The sequence below is a fragment of the Rhizobium sp. AN5 genome (assembly GCF_900215255.1).
Taxonomy (GTDB): Bacteria; Pseudomonadota; Alphaproteobacteria; order Rhizobiales; family Rhizobiaceae; genus Agrobacterium; species Agrobacterium tumefaciens.
The window spans coordinates 590,091-604,943 of the sequence record NZ_OCMJ01000004.1 but is presented as its reverse complement, the minus strand read 5'-3'; the positions used below and the strand labels follow the sequence as shown (position 1 = coordinate 604,943).

The 14,853-nt window shown below is 60.2% G+C and carries 15 protein-coding genes; 6 read left to right on the top strand and 9 right to left on the bottom strand.

The window, feature by feature from the left end; genetic code table 11:
* Window positions 1-22: 22 nt before the first annotated feature.
* Window positions 23-751 carry a DUF899 domain-containing protein gene (locus CRP02_RS15260; RefSeq protein WP_097101829.1) on the bottom strand — a complete coding sequence of 243 codons (729 nt, stop codon included), beginning with the start codon at window positions 749-751 and terminating at the stop codon, window positions 23-25.
* A 149-nt stretch (window positions 752-900) separates the two neighbouring features.
* Here CRP02_RS15260 and CRP02_RS15255 point away from each other — a divergent pair, with 149 nt between their 5' ends.
* From CRP02_RS15255 to CRP02_RS15240, 4 genes are all read left to right on the top strand, one after another.
* The gene (locus CRP02_RS15255; RefSeq protein WP_013635660.1) at window positions 901-1,347 is read left to right on the top strand and encodes a MarR family winged helix-turn-helix transcriptional regulator; all 447 of its coding nucleotides are present in this window, start codon (window positions 901-903) and stop codon (window positions 1,345-1,347) included.
* A 100-nt stretch (window positions 1,348-1,447) separates the two neighbouring features.
* A complete protein-coding gene (locus CRP02_RS15250; protein WP_038490203.1) occupies window positions 1,448-1,870 on the top strand; it encodes a YciI family protein in 423 nt (140 codons plus the stop codon).
* Between the two features lie 25 nt (window positions 1,871-1,895).
* Window positions 1,896-2,084 carry a hypothetical protein gene (locus CRP02_RS15245; RefSeq protein WP_097171622.1) on the top strand — a complete coding sequence of 63 codons (189 nt, stop codon included), beginning with the start codon at window positions 1,896-1,898 and terminating at the stop codon, window positions 2,082-2,084.
* 159 nt (window positions 2,085-2,243) lie between these two features.
* Complete coding sequence (locus CRP02_RS15240) at window positions 2,244-3,758, top strand: ABC-F family ATP-binding cassette domain-containing protein (protein WP_097171621.1); 1,515 nt, start codon at window positions 2,244-2,246, stop codon at window positions 3,756-3,758.
* Between the two features lie 42 nt (window positions 3,759-3,800).
* Here the strand turns inward: CRP02_RS15240 and CRP02_RS15235 are convergent, their stop codons facing one another.
* The 3 genes from CRP02_RS15235 to CRP02_RS15225 all read right to left on the bottom strand — a co-directional run bounded on the left by CRP02_RS15235 (window position 3,801) and on the right by CRP02_RS15225 (window position 5,424).
* Complete coding sequence (locus CRP02_RS15235; RefSeq protein ID WP_179784033.1) at window positions 3,801-4,562, bottom strand: RES family NAD+ phosphorylase; 762 nt, start codon at window positions 4,560-4,562, stop codon at window positions 3,801-3,803.
* The gene (locus tag CRP02_RS15230; protein WP_003511907.1) at window positions 4,522-4,905 is read right to left on the bottom strand and encodes an MbcA/ParS/Xre antitoxin family protein; all 384 of its coding nucleotides are present in this window, start codon (window positions 4,903-4,905) and stop codon (window positions 4,522-4,524) included. Before CRP02_RS15230 ends, CRP02_RS15235 begins: the two co-directional genes overlap by 41 nt.
* Before the next feature lie 96 nt (window positions 4,906-5,001).
* Entirely contained in the window at window positions 5,002-5,424 is a 423-nt protein-coding gene (locus tag CRP02_RS15225) for an organic hydroperoxide resistance protein (protein ID WP_003511906.1), read from the bottom strand.
* 193 nt (window positions 5,425-5,617) lie between these two features.
* Between CRP02_RS15225 and CRP02_RS15220 the strand changes: the two genes are divergently transcribed.
* Window positions 5,618-6,076: a MarR family winged helix-turn-helix transcriptional regulator gene (locus CRP02_RS15220; protein WP_003511901.1), complete on the top strand. Its 459-nt coding sequence runs from the start codon at window positions 5,618-5,620 to the stop codon at window positions 6,074-6,076.
* A gap of 54 nt (window positions 6,077-6,130) precedes the next feature.
* Here CRP02_RS15220 and CRP02_RS15215 read toward each other — a convergent pair whose 3' ends face one another.
* Window positions 6,131-6,856 carry a L,D-transpeptidase gene (locus tag CRP02_RS15215; RefSeq protein WP_013635657.1) on the bottom strand — a complete coding sequence of 242 codons (726 nt, stop codon included), beginning with the start codon at window positions 6,854-6,856 and terminating at the stop codon, window positions 6,131-6,133.
* A 159-nt stretch (window positions 6,857-7,015) separates the two neighbouring features.
* The gene (locus CRP02_RS15210) at window positions 7,016-7,924 is read right to left on the bottom strand and encodes a L,D-transpeptidase (RefSeq protein ID WP_019564146.1); all 909 of its coding nucleotides are present in this window, start codon (window positions 7,922-7,924) and stop codon (window positions 7,016-7,018) included.
* A 167-nt stretch (window positions 7,925-8,091) separates the two neighbouring features.
* Between CRP02_RS15210 and CRP02_RS15205 the strand changes: the two genes are divergently transcribed.
* A complete protein-coding gene (locus CRP02_RS15205) occupies window positions 8,092-10,812 on the top strand; it encodes a heavy metal translocating P-type ATPase (RefSeq protein ID WP_097171620.1) in 2,721 nt (906 codons plus the stop codon).
* A 46-nt stretch (window positions 10,813-10,858) separates the two neighbouring features.
* Here CRP02_RS15205 and CRP02_RS15200 read toward each other — a convergent pair whose 3' ends face one another.
* The 3 genes from CRP02_RS15200 to CRP02_RS15190 all read right to left on the bottom strand — a co-directional run bounded on the left by CRP02_RS15200 (window position 10,859) and on the right by CRP02_RS15190 (window position 14,728).
* Entirely contained in the window at window positions 10,859-11,824 is a 966-nt protein-coding gene (locus CRP02_RS15200) for an alpha/beta hydrolase family protein (protein ID WP_003511897.1), read from the bottom strand.
* Between the two features lie 260 nt (window positions 11,825-12,084).
* Window positions 12,085-13,710 carry a cisplatin damage response ATP-dependent DNA ligase gene (locus CRP02_RS15195; protein ID WP_097171619.1) on the bottom strand — a complete coding sequence of 542 codons (1,626 nt, stop codon included), beginning with the start codon at window positions 13,708-13,710 and terminating at the stop codon, window positions 12,085-12,087.
* Between the two features lies 1 nt (window position 13,711).
* Window positions 13,712-14,728 (bottom strand): ligase-associated DNA damage response exonuclease, encoded by a 1,017-nt coding sequence (locus CRP02_RS15190; RefSeq protein WP_038490174.1) that lies wholly within the window; start codon window positions 14,726-14,728, stop codon window positions 13,712-13,714.
* Window positions 14,729-14,853 lie beyond the last annotated feature (125 nt).

Below are 14,853 nucleotides of genomic sequence, written 5' to 3'. Positions count from 1 at the left end.
TATCCTCCTCCTCGTCCTTATTTCAGTGGCAGCAAGATGCGGCCTTGGGCTCGTCCTCGTACTGGTCGTGCCGGCGCACCCAATCCATTACACCCTCTTCATTACGGCCTTTTGGCACCAGATCGAGCAGCATCAATGTACCGAGCGTCTCTTCCATGCCGCGGGCATAGGCGGAATAGCTATGGTAAATCCTGCCGTCCTCACCCTTGGCGAAAATGCTGACGCCGTGCAGGTCCTTCAGGTCGCCCATCGGCTCGATCTCACGGTAATTGTAGGTAATCGCCCCGCTCTCGATATCCTCATCACGGAAGGAGGCCTGATAATCATAGTTGAAGTCGCTGCCGTCGGCCGAAACCCAAGGGAATTTCCAGCCCATGCGTTTTTTATAGGCCTCGATCTTTTCGAGCGATGCCCGCGAGACCGCAACGAAACCCGCATCGCCGTGCTTCAGGTGAACCATCGCACCATCGACGTGGTCGGCGAAAAAGGAACAGCCGGTGCAGCCCTCCTCCCAGTCGGGTGCCAGCATGAAGTGGTAGACGATGAGCTGGCTGCAATTGCCGAAGAGTTCTTTCAGCGATTTCGGGCCGGAAGGCGCGTCGAAAATATAATCTTTCGTCACCTCTTCCCAGGGCAATGCACGGCGCGCCTCGTTCAGCCTGTCGCGCGCGCGGGTCAATTCCTTTTCCTTCACCAGCAGATCGCGGCGGGCCGCAAGCCACTCCTCATTCGAAACGACGGGATGAGACATGATCTTTCCTCCTTGGATCCGTCTTTCACCACGGCACCGCTCCTCTTCCATGGTGGGCGCCGCCTGTGTCTGCATTGAAGCCAGGAAAACCATCAGCAAGGCGACAGGTTCCGCTTGACTAATTACGTTGATATCAACATATATAGTCCATGTCAAACGCCAGCGTGATTCCCTTTTCGGCAACTCTTTTAGTGCGGGACTCCTGTCTTTGCCTGCATGCGCAGCGTGCGGCGCGGGCGCTGGCGCGGCTTTTCGATAACGCATTGAAGCCCGTGGGCATCAATAACGGCCAGTTTTCCCTGCTGATGTCGCTCAACCGGCCGGAGCCGCCGCCGATGGGGCCGGTCGCCAATCTTCTGGCCATGGACCGCACGACGCTGACGGCAGCGCTGAAGCCACTGGAGCGGCGCGGGCTGGTCAGTATCGAGCAGGACCCAAAGGACAAGCGCGGCAAGCGGCTGCGGCTGACGGTGGAAGGCATGGCCGTACTCACCGCCGCCTTCCCCATCTGGCAACAGACCCACGCCGAAATCGAGGCCCGCATCGGCAGCGGCGACCCCGACCGGCTGCGCCGCGACCTCATTGATCTCGGCTGACGGGAAAGCGGCATATTGCCACTTTTGTCCGTGGAAATGTCATCTACCCGTCGTGCCGGACGGCGAAACTAACGAGGAAGACGCAACAAGGGAGGAAACCATGCGTGTTATCGTTTTCGTAAAGGCCACCCGCAGCAGTGAGGATGGCATAATGCCGACCACCGAACTGATGGAAGCCATGGGCAAGTTCAACGAGGAACTGGTCAATGCCGGCATCATGCTTTCCGGTGATGGCCTCCACCCTTCCTCCAAAGGCAAGAGAGTTGTTTTCGATGGTGACAGCCGCAGCGTGATCGACGGTCCCTTCCCGCACACCAACGAGCTGGTTGCCGGCTTTTGGCTCTGGAAGGTGAAGGACATGGATGAGGCCGTGGAGTGGGTGAAGCGTTGCCCCAACCCGATGCTGGAGCGCAGCGAAATCGAAATCCGCCCGATGTTCGAAATGGAGGATTTCGGCGACGCGGTGACACCTGAAATCGCAGAACATGTGGAAAAACTGCGCGAGCGCGTGGCAAAACAGTAGGGGCGCCGCGCTAGAGGGCTGGAGAATGCGGGTCGCCGTATTCTCCGGCACCACCCGCCTCTCCAAAAGCCATTGCCTCGAACCCCTGCCGCTGTTAATTGTTGGACGGTTCAACACGTATCAAGAAAGGAGGCTTCGCATGGATATTTCCTGCTTCTGGCGCAACCGCCAGATCTGCCACCTTTTTGCCCTGCAGACGCGTTTGCAGGGCTGACCGGAACACCAAAACTCTGGTTTGCCCGAAAGGCCGCGCAGAATGCAGCTTGTCTGCCGTTGCGCATGTTTTCACGACGGATCACCTCGAACCGATATCCCGTACTGCATTGTCGCAGACCACGGTTCGTCACAGATCCGTTTTGCCAGAGACAATTTCATGACCCTTATCACGCTTCGAAACCTCGGAATCATTCTGGGAAAGCCGCTTTTTTCCAATCTTGGCCTCACCGTGAATGCCGGAGACCGCATCGGCATCGTCGCTGCGAATGGCCACGGCAAATCCACCCTGCTGAATTGCCTTGCCGGTGAACTGAACGCTACCAGCGGTGATATCACCCGGCTGCGCGGGCTGACGCAGTCCATCGTCCACCAGCACCTGCCCTCCCCGCTTCTGGAAAAGACGATGCGGGACGCCGTACTTTCCGCGCTGCCGGTGGATGAGATCGACAATGAGAGCTGGCGCGCCGACATTATTTTTGATGCCATGCTGGTGCCGGAACCCTATCGTCATCGCCATTTGAAAGAACTGAGCGGTGGCTGGCAGCGACTTGCCATGCTGGCGCGGGCGTGGATCACCGAGCCTGACGTTCTCCTGCTCGATGAGCCGACCAACCATCTCGACCTCGAAAAAATCAACGTGCTGGAAAGCTGGCTCGGTCAATTGCCGCGCGACACGGCGGTCGTCATCGTCAGCCATGACCGCGCCTTTCTCGACAATGTCACGAAGACCACGCTGTTCCTGCGGCCGGAAAATTCGGCACTGTTCCGGCTGCCTTACGGCCATGCGCGCACGGCACTCGAAGAGGAGGATGCCGCCGATGAGCGGCGTTTCCAGCGCGACATGAAAACCGCGCAGCAATTGCGCCGGCAGGCCGCCAAGCTCAACAATATTGGTATCAATTCGGGCAGCGATCTTCTGACCGTCAAGACCAAGCAATTGCGCCAGCGTGCCGAGAAACTGGAGGAGAATGCGCGCCCAGCACATAGCGAGCGCTCCGCCGGCAAGATCCAGCTCGCCAATCGCGGCACCCATGCCAAGGTTCTGGTCACTCTGGAGGATGTGCCAGTCTCGACGCCGGACGGGACATTGCTGTTTCGCACCGGCCGGCAATTTGTCCACCAGGGCGACCGCATCGTCATTCTCGGCCGCAACGGCGTCGGCAAGACGCGGCTGATCTCGCTTCTGAAAGCGGCGGTGATGGATGAAGGCCAAATACAGGACGGCATAAAGACCACGCCTTCGCTGGTGGCCGGATATGTCGATCAGTCGCTTGCCGAAATCGACGACGACAGCACGCCATTTGCGCTCATGACCCGCCGATTCGACATTGGCGACCAGCGCATACACGGCCTGCTTGCGGGTGCCGGTATCGACATGGAAATGCAGAAACGTCGCATCGCAACGCTTTCCGGCGGCCAGAAGGCCCGGCTCGCCATGCTGGCGCTGCGGTTGGCGGAACCGAATTTCTACCTGCTGGACGAGCCCACCAACCATCTTGATATAGATGGGCAGGAAGCGCTTGAGGCGGAAATCATCAACCGTTCGGCCAGTTGCGTCTTCGTCTCGCATGACAGGAGTTTCGTGCGGACGGTCGGAACACGTTTCTGGCTGATCGACAAGCGCAGGCTGGTGGAAGTCGACGATCCCGAACCGTTTTTCGCGTCGGCATGAGGCCCGTCAAACGGGCTGAGAGTAAAACAAGCGAAACGCCCGTCAGCCCAACAGGCTGGCGAGGCGTGGATCACCGGAAAAATCCGCGACCGCAAACCCGGTTCTGCGCATCGGAAATTCGCACAGTGCTTGCACCCCGGTCTTCGACAGGCGGATGCGCCAGCTCATCCGTTCCACCGGCATTTTTTCGGCAAAGGCTTTCGGCGACAGCACCGCGATATTGAGGCCGTCTGCGGGATCGCGCACCGAGCGGTAGAGGATCGCCTCGATCTTCGCCAGACGCGCCTGCTCGGCCAGCGCCTGGCATGGCTCGTAATTCTGCAGGTCGGTCCACAGCACCTCGTCCCGGTTCAATTCCGGTTGCGTCAGGTCCAGCGCCGCATCGGTGGCGATACGGGCGGCAAAGGCGGAATAGTCGGCGGGATTGGCAGGCAGCGGTGTGCCGGGAGATTCCGCATAAAACAGCAGCCGGTAGAAGGCCATTTCGGCAAGCGCGGTTTCCACCTTGGCTGCGGCGTAATAAACGCCTTCGGTAAAGCCAGCCCGGCGGAAACGCGAGCCATGCGGATAGGCCGCACCATACCGGAAGGGCGTGGCAAGAAGATAATCGAGCCCGGCGCATTCCGGCGGAAAGGGCCGCTTGCTCGCCTCCAGAATATCTTCCAGCAGCGACTGCTCCTCCACCGTATCGACCAGCTTCATGGTGGAAACCTGATGCTGCGCTTCCACCAGCCGCCAGTATTTTCCCGATACGGCGCGTTTTTCAGACAGGAGCGCGTCGGGCGTCCAGATAGGAGAGGACATCGATCAATCCGGTAATGGTGGTGAGCCTCTCGGCAGGCACGGCGTTGAGCGCCGTATTGTGATTGCGCAGCCAGTTTTTGGCTACCGCCTCATCGCCGCCGGCGATTGCATCCAGCGAACGGAAAACCCGGATCAGCAGCACCGCAAGCTCGAAAGACTTGGCGCCCGGCTCCAGCAGGAAATCGAGCCGCTTCATGCGCGACACCGTCGGCGCGGAAACACCGAGAATATCCGCCGTTCGGGCAGCATTCAGGCCCAGCCGCTCGGCAGCGGTCATAACGGCCTTGGTGACGACCCTGCCCTGCGAAGCAGGATCCATGGCGGTCTTGGCGTGAATATTCATGGCATCTATCCTTTCCTTAGAAAGAATATAGCACTTTTCTTTCCACAAACAAGAAGGCCGGGGATGAACCCGGCCTTGCTGCTAGAACTTGCTGGATCAGGCCACAGAGACCGGCACTTCCGTGGAGGTGCGCATGGCGTGGCTGTAGGGGCACACGATGTGGGCGGCGGCTACCAGTTCCTCTGCCTTTTCGCGCTCAAGGCCGGGAATGTTGACCTTCAGCGACACTTCGATGCCGAAGCCGGTGCCGTCTTCGCGCGGACCGATGCCGACGGTTGCCGTCACAGTCGTGTCTTCAGGAATCTTTACCTTCTGCTTGCCGGCGACAGCCTTCAAGGCGCCGAGGAAGCAGGCGGAGTAACCAGCTGCGAAAAGCTGCTCCGGATTGGTGCCACGTGCGCCATCGCCGCCGAGTTCCTTCGGAACGGTCAGCGTTACGTCGAGCACGCCGTCTTCCGACTTGGCGTTGCCGGCGCGGCCACCGGTGGCGGATGCTTTGGTCGTGTAGAGAATAGGCATGGCATTTACTCCCGTTGGGTTGGTGTTGGGTTTCTTATAATGCGCAATTCAATTGTGCGCAATATAATTTTGCACATTGAATAAAAAATCTTTTTTTGCGATAATTTCACGAAATTTCGCCGCGCATCCATGTGGCAGGAACCGAAAGGCAGGGCTGATTGTTCCCTTCCCGGTTGATTTTTGGAGCAGAACAATGGGCGCAGAGAGCGACGACACCAATTTGGAAAGCCTGTTGAGGCTGGACCAGCAGATATGCTTTGCCCTTTACGGCGCGGCGCACGCTTTCACCCGCGCTTATAAGCCGCTGCTGGACCCGATCGGCCTGACCTATCCGCAATATCTGGTCATGATGGCCCTGTGGGAAAAGGAAACCTCCACCGTCAAGGCGCTCGGTGAAATGCTGGGCCTCGATTCGGGCACGCTTTCGCCGTTGCTGAAGAGGCTGGAACATGCCGGGCTGATCACCCGCAAACGCGGAACCGTTGACGAGCGGCAGGTGCTGGTGGCCGTAACGCCCAAGGGCGCCGATCTCAAAAAGGAGGGCGTGAAAATTATGGCGGCAATCGGCGACGCCACGGGCTGCGGGCTGGAGGAACTGGTGCAGCTGCGGGACCAGGTGAATGCGCTGAAGGAAAATATCGCCCGGCCGTAATCCCGAAAAAACAAAGGCGGCACAAGGCCGCCTTTTTATCCGAACATGCTTGGCTTACTGCCACACCACCACACGCGCCTTCTGCGGCACGCGGTCGTAGAGGTCGATGACGTCCTGGTTCATCAGGCGTACGCAGCCGGAAGAGACGGCCTTGCCGATGGAGTTCCATTCCGGCGATCCATGCAGGCGGTAAAGCGTGTCCTTGCCATTCTGGAAGATATAGAGCGCGCGGGCACCGAGCGGGTTTTTCAGGCCCGGTGGCATGCCGCCGTTCTTGGAAGAATATTTGACCAGTTCCGGCTGGCGGGCGACCATTTCGTCCGGCGGGGTCCATTTCGGCCATTTCTGGCGCCACTGGATGACGCCTTCGCCGGACCAGGCGAAACCATCGCGGCCGATGCCGACGCCGTAACGCATGGCGCTGCCGCCCTGCTCCACGACATAGAGGAAACGCGAGCGCGTATCCACGACAACGGTGCCGGGACGTTCGCCGGTCGGATCGACGACGCGCTGACGATAATAACGCCGGTCGATCTTCTGATAGGGAACCGCGGGAATGACGTAACCGCCATCCTCGACCGAACCGTACATGACGGCCAGTTCCGCATCGCTAACGCCCGACGAGAACATCTGGCGGAAATCGCTGCCGATGCTGCTCGCCTGCTGGCGAATGGCTTCACCCGTGCCGGAAGAAGCGCAGCCCGCCAGCAACGAAGCGGAGGAAATACCCAGAAGGGAAAGGAAAGTGCGTCTGGAAAGATCTGTGTCGGTGCTTGTCATAAGGCCGGATTGTCCCACATTTCGAACGGCTATATCGCCGTTGTACATCGTTTGTTCCACGTACACAGGCGTATTGCGAAAATAGTTAACCGACCGCTAAAAGCCAGTCAGAAGGCGCTGGGGGAACCCCACGATGCAGCGCTTTCTTTTAGAAAGTGGTCAGATAACCACAATCTGTGCGCCCTTCGGTACGCGCTCGTAGAGGTCGATCACATCCTGATTGAGCATGCGCACGCAGCCGGACGAAGTTGCCTTGCCGACGGACTGCCAGTCGGGCGTTCCGTGCACGCGGTAAAGCGTGTCCTTGCCGTCCTTGAAAATATAAAGGGCACGCGCGCCGAGCGGGTTATTGAGACCCGGCGTCATGCCGCCATTGGCGGCGGAGATGGAGGTAAGTTCCGGCTGGCGCCTGACCATTTCGTCGGGCGGCGTCCAGCGCGGCCATTTCGCCTTCCACTGGATCTTGCCGCGACCGGACCAGGCGTAACCGTCGCGCCCGAGGCCAACGCCATACCGGATAGCCTTGCCGCCCGGCTGCACCAGATAGAGAAAATGCTGCTTCGTATCCACGACGATTGTACCCGGCGCTTCCGCCGTCTGGTAGCTCACCTCCTGCCGGAGATAACGCGGATCGATGCGGCCATAGGGAATGGCCGGCAGGGACCGGTCGTCATCGCGGATCGGGCCATACATGACCCGGTGCAGCGGATTGGAGACCGGAAGGCCATAAGCCATCGCCTGACCTTGCGCCTGCGGCACATTCAATCCCTGCACCTGCGGCGCGCTCAGGCCCTGCCCGCGCACCGGCGGGCCATACTCCTGATGGAAGCGGGTTCTGAACAGATCCGGCGGGCGCGTGGAAAGCTGACCCGGCTGTGGCGGCAGTTCCGGCTGGCGATTGGAGCTTACGGAATTGAAATTGAACACCGGCGCCGTTTCCTGAACGAAGACGTCCGGGTTCATCCGGCTCGTATCCGTCACGAAAAGGCAGCCGCTCAGGAAAGGCAGCAGCGCAATAACCGCCAGCGAGGCCGCCCGGCGGCAGTTTTTCAATAGGAGTGCTGTCATCTGAACCGCTTCATGAAACCAAGTTTGAAGGCATGATGCATTGCGCGGCTGGCGCGAGGCTGGTGTGTGCCTTTCAAAAAAAATCGAAAAAACGCATTTTTGCTCTTGAACCTCTAGTTGCTAGAGGTGCCAGATTGGCTGTCGAGTGGAATTCAGGAGCGAGAACCATGAATATTTCGACACGCGGCAGTTTGAACGGGGAATCAGGAGACCTGACCTTCACGGTCGGCGGCATGGATTGCGGCAGCTGTGCGGCGAAGATCGAAACGGCGCTCTCCCGCCTGCCCGGCGTTGCCGACGTCAAGGTCTCCGTTGCGCGCGAAAGGCTGAACCTTTCGCTGGCGGAAGACAAAACGTCGGTCGCAAAAATCGAGGATACGCTGCGCAAGCTCGGCTTCAAGCCCGCTTTGCTGCCGCAGGACAAGGCACCGCGCGAAAAGATTGCGGCGGAACATCACGATCATGGGCACGATCATGACCATTCATCGTGCGGTGGTCATCACCATGCGGAAGCTGCACCGAGCATTGAGCAGAACAATGCCCTGACCTTCTCTGTCGGCGGCATGGATTGCGGCAGCTGCGCGGCCAAGATCGAAACCGCGCTCTCGCGTCTGCCCGGTGTTGCCGACGTCAAGGTATCCGTTGCGCGTGAAAGGCTGAACCTTTCACTGGCTGACAACAAAACCCCGGTCGACAAGATCGAGGACACGCTGCGCAAGCTCGGCTTCAAGCCTGCCTTGCTGCCGCAGGAAAAAACCGCACTCGGCAAGGTCGAAGAACATAATCGCGATCATGCGCACGACCATGACCATGGATCATGCAGCGGTCATCACGGCGATGATCACGATCACAAACATGATCATTCAGGCCACGACCATTCGGGCCATGACCACGCCGACCACGACCACTCAAGCTGCGGCGGCCACCATCATGACGATGCGAAGCACGCGCACAGCCACGCGACCGTTGAAACCGTCGCGCAGAGCGCCGAGATAGGCCACGCCCATGGCGCGGATGAAAAAGGTGTGTGGTGGCGCACCGCCAAGGCACGGAACACCTTCACCGGCACCATTCTCGTGGCCGTCGCCTATGCGGCGGAGCTTGGCTTCCCGGCATGGGGCAGTTACGCCTTCATCGTCGCAACGCTGGTCACGCTGTTTCCCATTGCGCGCAACGCCTTCAACGCGGCGCGTTTCGGCGCGATTTTCACCATCGAGATGCTGATGACGATTGCCGCCATCGGCGCCATCATCATTGGCGAGGCGGAAGAAGCGGCCATCGTCGTGCTGCTGTTCTCCGTTGGCGAGTTGCTGGAGGGCTTTGCCGCCGCGCGTGCCCGCTCGGGCATCAAGGCTCTCGGTTCCCTGCTGCCGAAAACGGCACTGGTGGAAGAAAACGGTACGCTTCGGCAGGTGGCCGCCGATAAGGTTCGCATCGGTCAGGTGGTCGTTGCGCGTCCTGGCGACCGCATTGCCGCCGATGGCGTGGTGATGGAAGGCGAATCCAGCGTCGACGAATCGCCGATGACCGGCGAGAGCATTCCGGTCGCCAAGGAAAAGGGCGCACGCGTCTTTGCGGGTTCGATCAACCATGACGGTTCGCTGCGCATTCGGGTCGACCGGGCGCCGGAAGACAACACCATTGCCCGCATCATCACGCTCGTTGAAGAAGCACAGGACGCCCGCGCCCCGACCGAGCGCTTCATCCAGAACTTCTCGCGTTATTACATGCCGCTGATCGTCGCGATTTCCGCACTTACCATCGTCGTGCCGCCGCTTGTGGGCCTTGGCGACTGGGACACCTGGATTTATCGCGGTCTCGCCCTGCTTCTGATCGGTTGCCCCTGCGCACTCGTCATTTCCGTTCCCGCTGCCATCGCCTCCAGCCTTTCGGCTGCGGCACGGCACGGTATGCTGGTGAAGGGCGGTGCGGTTATCGAGATGCTGGCACGCACCGAAACCGTGGCCTTCGACAAGACCGGCACGCTGACGCTCGGCGAACCTGTCGTGACGGATGTGGTGGCTCTTGACGGCAACGAGGCCGGGCTGATCGCGCAGGCCGCAACCATCGAGAACGAATCGAGCCATCCGCTTGCCAGAGCCATCGTCAACCATGCCAACAAGGCAGGCGTAACTCCCCTGCCCGGCTCGGAGATAAAGGCGATTTCCGGTCGTGGCATGCAGGGCACCGTCGGCGGCAAGCGGCTGTTCATCGGCGCGCCGCGTTTTGCAACCGAAGTCGGGACCGTATCGACGGAACTTGCAGAGCGCATTTCCGCACTGGAAAGCGAAGGCAAGACCGTGGCCGTCGTCATGGCCGAGGGTGTGGCAAGCGGTCTCTTCGCCATGCGCGACGAACCGCGCAAGGATGCGGCAGAAGGCATCAAGGCACTGAAGGAGATGGGTATTTCCTCGCTGATGCTGTCTGGCGACAATGCCCGCACGGCAAAGGCAATCGGCAACAAGCTGGGACTTGAAGCGCGCGGCGAACTCCTGCCGCAGAACAAGGTCGAGGAAATCCGCAAGCTTGCCCAGAAGAAAACCGTGGTGATGGTGGGCGACGGTATCAACGATGCGCCCGCCCTCGCGGCTGCAAGCGTCGGTGTCGCCATCGGCTCGGGCACGGATGTGGCAATGGAAGCGGCGGATGCAGCGCTGATGCGCAACAATGTCGGCGATGCTGCCCGTCTGATCGGCCTATCGCGCGCCACCATGCGCAATATCCACCAGAACGTAACGATCGCGCTCGGCCTGAAGGCGGTATTCCTGGTGACAACGGTTACCGGCCTCTCCGGCCTGTGGCTCGCTGTCTTCGCCGACACCGGCGCTACGGTTCTCGTCACCGCCAATGCCATGCGGCTGCTCGGCTACTTTAAGAAGAGCGTCTGACTTTACGAGAGGGCCGAAAGCTGCAAAAGCGGTTTTCGGCCCTTTTTTATGCAAATTCGTTGAAAAAGCGGATGCTTTCCGTCACGGCGCCCGGCACCACGCCATTGTGTGTGCCGGGCAGCAGTTTTTTGTCGACCTTGAATCCCGAATACACGGCGCGATCGACGAAAAGCTGGTGATCGGCGTCGAACGGGCGCTCCTCCGTGCCGCGCAGCAACAGCGCCGGGCATTTGAGGCTGGGGCCGAAACAGACCGAAGAGCGCATGATGAACTCCCGCTCGTCGGTTTCGTCGAAACAGAGTTCGTCCGAATAGCGGTTGAAGTAACGCCATGAATTGACGCCGGCCGAAATCGGCGCGGCAGCGCGGAATTTGCGGCTCATGGCGGCCAAAAGCGTCAGCGTGCCGCCATTGGAATGGCCGGCGATGAAGAAGCGTTTCCTGTCGATACCGGGCAGGCTTTCCAGATAGGTCGCCGCCGCCAGCGCATCCGCTGTTTCGTCGTAGAAACCGGAATAATTGCCGTTCTGGCCGTTTTCGCCCCGGAAGGACGGCAAAAGCACCACGAAACCCGCCTCCCAATAGGGCTTCATCATCGCCCAATGGCCGTCACCGGTGGCGTTGCCGCCGTGCAGGAAAAGCACTGCGGGTTTGAGTACCGTCGAGGGCTGGTAATGGGAAAGCCAGGCCACAAGCTCGATGGAACCATCCGGCCCGCCACGATAGGTGACCCGTTCCGCACCCGGCGGTGTGCCGAGCGGCGATGATTTTTCCGGAGCGGACATTTTGCGTAGCAAATGGGTATGGAACCGTTTGCGCGCCTCGCCGTAATCCTGCTTTTCCAGCGGCAGCACCTCGGGCGTGGGAATGCCCGCTTTCGCACCTGCGGGCAAAAGTGCCGCTGCTGACAGGCCCATGGCACCCACAAGCAGATTGCGCCGCGTCAGGCTCCTTAAGGTCGCGCCGCTTTCTTCCTGTCCGAATGCTGAGGAGAGAAAGCGTTTATCTGGCATATGCGCACCTGAGTGATCAAAACGTTAGAAGCAGTTCAGCACTGCGGCGAGAGGCTGTCCAATCACGGATTCGCGAATGACAACAATGTATTCGCATCCATCATGGCATTTTCTGGACGAAACATTCCCTCACTCCTGGGCTTGTTACAGGAATCCCGTCGACGCGCATCGGCGCGGCGGGAAGAGTCACATCAGCCCAAGGACTTGGGCTGGCTGGATCCCTGTGACAAGCACAGGGATGAGGGAGGTAGCGGGGCCCCCTACCCTTCCACGCCATCGATCATCGCCACAAGCGTCGCCAGGCGATCCGCCTCCGCCGGCAGTTTGTCGGCGCGAAGCCTCGCAATGCGTGGAAACCGCATGGCAACGCCGGATTTGTGGCGGTTGGAACGGTTGATGCCCTCGAAAGCCACCTCCAGCACGAAACCGAAATCCGGCGTGGCGCGCACCGCGCGCACGGGGCCGAAACGCTCGACGGTATTGTCGCGCACGAACTTGTCCAGCACTTCCAGCTCCGCATCGGTAAAACCGAAATAGGCCTTGCCAACCGGCACCAGCTGTTCGCCATCCTCACCTTCCGCCCATACGCCGAAGGTGAAATCGGAATAATAGCTCGAGCGTTTGCCATGGCCGCGCTGCGCATACATCATGACAGCATCGATATTGTAGGGATCGCGTTTCCACTTGAACCACGGCCCCTTGGCCCGGCCGGCCTGATAGGCGCTGTCGCGGCGCTTGATCATCACGCCTTCGATGACCGGATCGGGCGGCGCGGCGCGCAGCGTATTCAGCTCGTCCCACGTTGAAAAACCGATGAGCGGCGACAGGTCGAAGCGGTCATGCGGGGCATGTTCGATGATATCCGACAGGCGGCCACGTCGTTCTAGATAGGTCTGCGCGCGAATGTCGCTCTCACCATCGAACAGCAGGTCATAGGCGCGGATGAAGGCCGGATAGTCATCCTGCATCTTGGCCGTCACCGTCTTGCGGTTCAGCCGTTGTTGAAGGTCGGAAAAGGTGCGCGTGAGATTGTTGGAGCGCGCCGTGCCGCCAATTAGCAATTCACCATCCATCACGCCTTCGAAATCGATGGCATCGAGTACGTCGGGAAATGCGCCGGAAATATCGTCGCCGGAGCGGGAATAGAGTTTACGCGTCTCGCCTGCGCGGGAAAGCTGCACACGGATGCCGTCCCATTTCCACTCGGCCGCATAATCCGCAGGGTCCAGACCATCGAGGTCACCGTCTGCAACCGGCGTGGCCAGCATTACCGAGTGGAAGATGGCGGGCGTCGCCAGAACCGGCCGCTCGGACTTGCCCTCCAGCCAGGCGAAAAGCGTCGTGTAAGGCGGCGTCAGACCGTGCCAGAGGGTTTCGATTTCGATGATGTCCTTATCCGCGAAATCCGCCAGTGCCTGCCGCGCCAGCCGCGCCGAAACGCCGATGCGCAGGCTGCCGGTTGCGAGTTTCAGGAAGGCGAAACGCGAGGAGGTATCGAGCCGGTCGAGCAGATCGCGCACCGCTCCGCGCACTTCGGTGCGGCCGAGCGAATTCATCAGCGTCACGACTTCGCCAAGACGTGGATCCTGCGCCTCGGAATCATCCAGACCGCCGATATTGCCCCAGACCAGCGAGATGGTCTCGGCCAGGTCGCCGACATAATCGTATGAATAGCGGAACAGCACCTCGTCCATGCGCTCCAGCACCAGCTCGCGCAGCATTGCGGGCTTGACGCTTTTGAGGTCCAGCGTGCCGGCAATCGCTGCCAGCCCGTACCCCCGGTCTGGGTCAGGCGTATCGCGGAAATAATCGGTCAAAAGCTTCAGCTTGCCGTTGCGCGATGGGGTGAGGACAAGGCGGTCGAGAAGGGTGGCGAAGGCTTTCATCTCAATCCCCCTCGTCTTCATAACCGACAAGATGCAGCGGTTTCGCAGCAATGCCCTGCAATTCGCACCAGCGCACCAGCGCCTCCTCGCGACCATGCGTGACCCAGACGGCCTGCGGGCCAATTTCCTTGATGGTTTCCAGCAGTTCCGGCCAGTCGCAGTGGTCGGAGATGACCAAAGGCAGCTCCACGCCGCCCTGTTTCGCCCGCTGTCGCACCATCATCCATCCGGACGCGAATGCGATCAGCGGCTCGTTGAAACGGCGCGCCCAGCGCTCCTGAAATGCAGAGGGCGGGCCGACGACGATCGCGCCCTTGAAGATGGCGGGATCGCTTTTTTCAAGCGTCGCGGGGCGCAGATCACCGAGATCGATGCCCTGCGAAACGTAATAATCGCAAAGCCGCGCCAGCGCGCCGTGGATATAGATGGGATCGGCATAACCATTGTCGCGCAGGAGCCTGATAACGCGCTGCGCCTTGCCGAGCGAATAAGCGCCGACCAGATGGGTGCGCTCGGGAAACTGCTTGATGGAGGTGAGCAGCTTGCCGATTTCCACCCGCGGCAGCGGATGGTGAAATACCGGCAACCCGAAGGTGGCCTCGGTGATGAAGACATCACACGGCACCGTTTCGAAGGGTGTACAGGTGGGATCGATACCGCGCTTGTAATCGCCGGAGGCAACGATGCGCATGCCGTTCATTTCCACGGAGATCTGCGCCGAACCCAGCACATGGCCCGCCGGGTGGAAACCGACGGTCACGCCGTTCACTTCCACCGTCTCCCCGAATGCGACCGCCTGCTCGCTGCCACAGAAGTCCTCGCCGTAACGAATGCGCATGATATCGAGCGTCTGGCGTGTGGCCAGCACCGCCCCGTGGCCGGCGCGGGCGTGATCGGAATGGCCGTGGGTTATCAACGCGCGCGCCACCGGCCGCACCGGGTCGATATAAAAATCGCCCGGCGGGCAATAAAGACCCTTGGGCGTGGAATTCAGGAGCTGTTCCGGCTTCATATTCATTGAGATAGGGCCGCCCGCGCGAATTTAAAGTGCTGCGAGCATAACGCGGAACGGGCGTTAAATTTCCAGGGGTGCGGTTTTGTTTTCGCGCTCAGAGGTCGCGGGTATATTGGAAAGGCCCGGAA

Coding starts and splice junctions, on each gene's coding strand:
- CRP02_RS15260 (WP_097101829.1), bottom strand. CDS start 751: ATGTCTCATCCCGTCGTTTCGAATGAGGAGTGGCTTGCGGCCCGCCGC.
- CRP02_RS15255 (WP_013635660.1), top strand. CDS start 901: ATGTCAAACGCCAGCGTGATTCCCTTTTCGGCAACTCTTTTAGTGCGG.
- CRP02_RS15250 (WP_038490203.1), top strand. CDS start 1,448: ATGCGTGTTATCGTTTTCGTAAAGGCCACCCGCAGCAGTGAGGATGGC.
- CRP02_RS15245 (WP_097171622.1), top strand. CDS start 1,896: ATGCGGGTCGCCGTATTCTCCGGCACCACCCGCCTCTCCAAAAGCCAT.
- CRP02_RS15240 (WP_097171621.1), top strand. CDS start 2,244: ATGACCCTTATCACGCTTCGAAACCTCGGAATCATTCTGGGAAAGCCG.
- CRP02_RS15235 (WP_179784033.1), bottom strand. CDS start 4,562: ATGTCCTCTCCTATCTGGACGCCCGACGCGCTCCTGTCTGAAAAACGC.
- CRP02_RS15230 (WP_003511907.1), bottom strand. CDS start 4,905: ATGAATATTCACGCCAAGACCGCCATGGATCCTGCTTCGCAGGGCAGG.
- CRP02_RS15225 (WP_003511906.1), bottom strand. CDS start 5,424: ATGCCTATTCTCTACACGACCAAAGCATCCGCCACCGGTGGCCGCGCC.
- CRP02_RS15220 (WP_003511901.1), top strand. CDS start 5,618: ATGGGCGCAGAGAGCGACGACACCAATTTGGAAAGCCTGTTGAGGCTG.
- CRP02_RS15215 (WP_013635657.1), bottom strand. CDS start 6,856: ATGACAAGCACCGACACAGATCTTTCCAGACGCACTTTCCTTTCCCTT.
- CRP02_RS15210 (WP_019564146.1), bottom strand. CDS start 7,924: ATGACAGCACTCCTATTGAAAAACTGCCGCCGGGCGGCCTCGCTGGCG.
- CRP02_RS15205 (WP_097171620.1), top strand. CDS start 8,092: ATGAATATTTCGACACGCGGCAGTTTGAACGGGGAATCAGGAGACCTG.
- CRP02_RS15200 (WP_003511897.1), bottom strand. CDS start 11,824: ATGCCAGATAAACGCTTTCTCTCCTCAGCATTCGGACAGGAAGAAAGC.
- CRP02_RS15195 (WP_097171619.1), bottom strand. CDS start 13,710: ATGAAAGCCTTCGCCACCCTTCTCGACCGCCTTGTCCTCACCCCATCG.
- CRP02_RS15190 (WP_038490174.1), bottom strand. CDS start 14,728: ATGAATATGAAGCCGGAACAGCTCCTGAATTCCACGCCCAAGGGTCTT.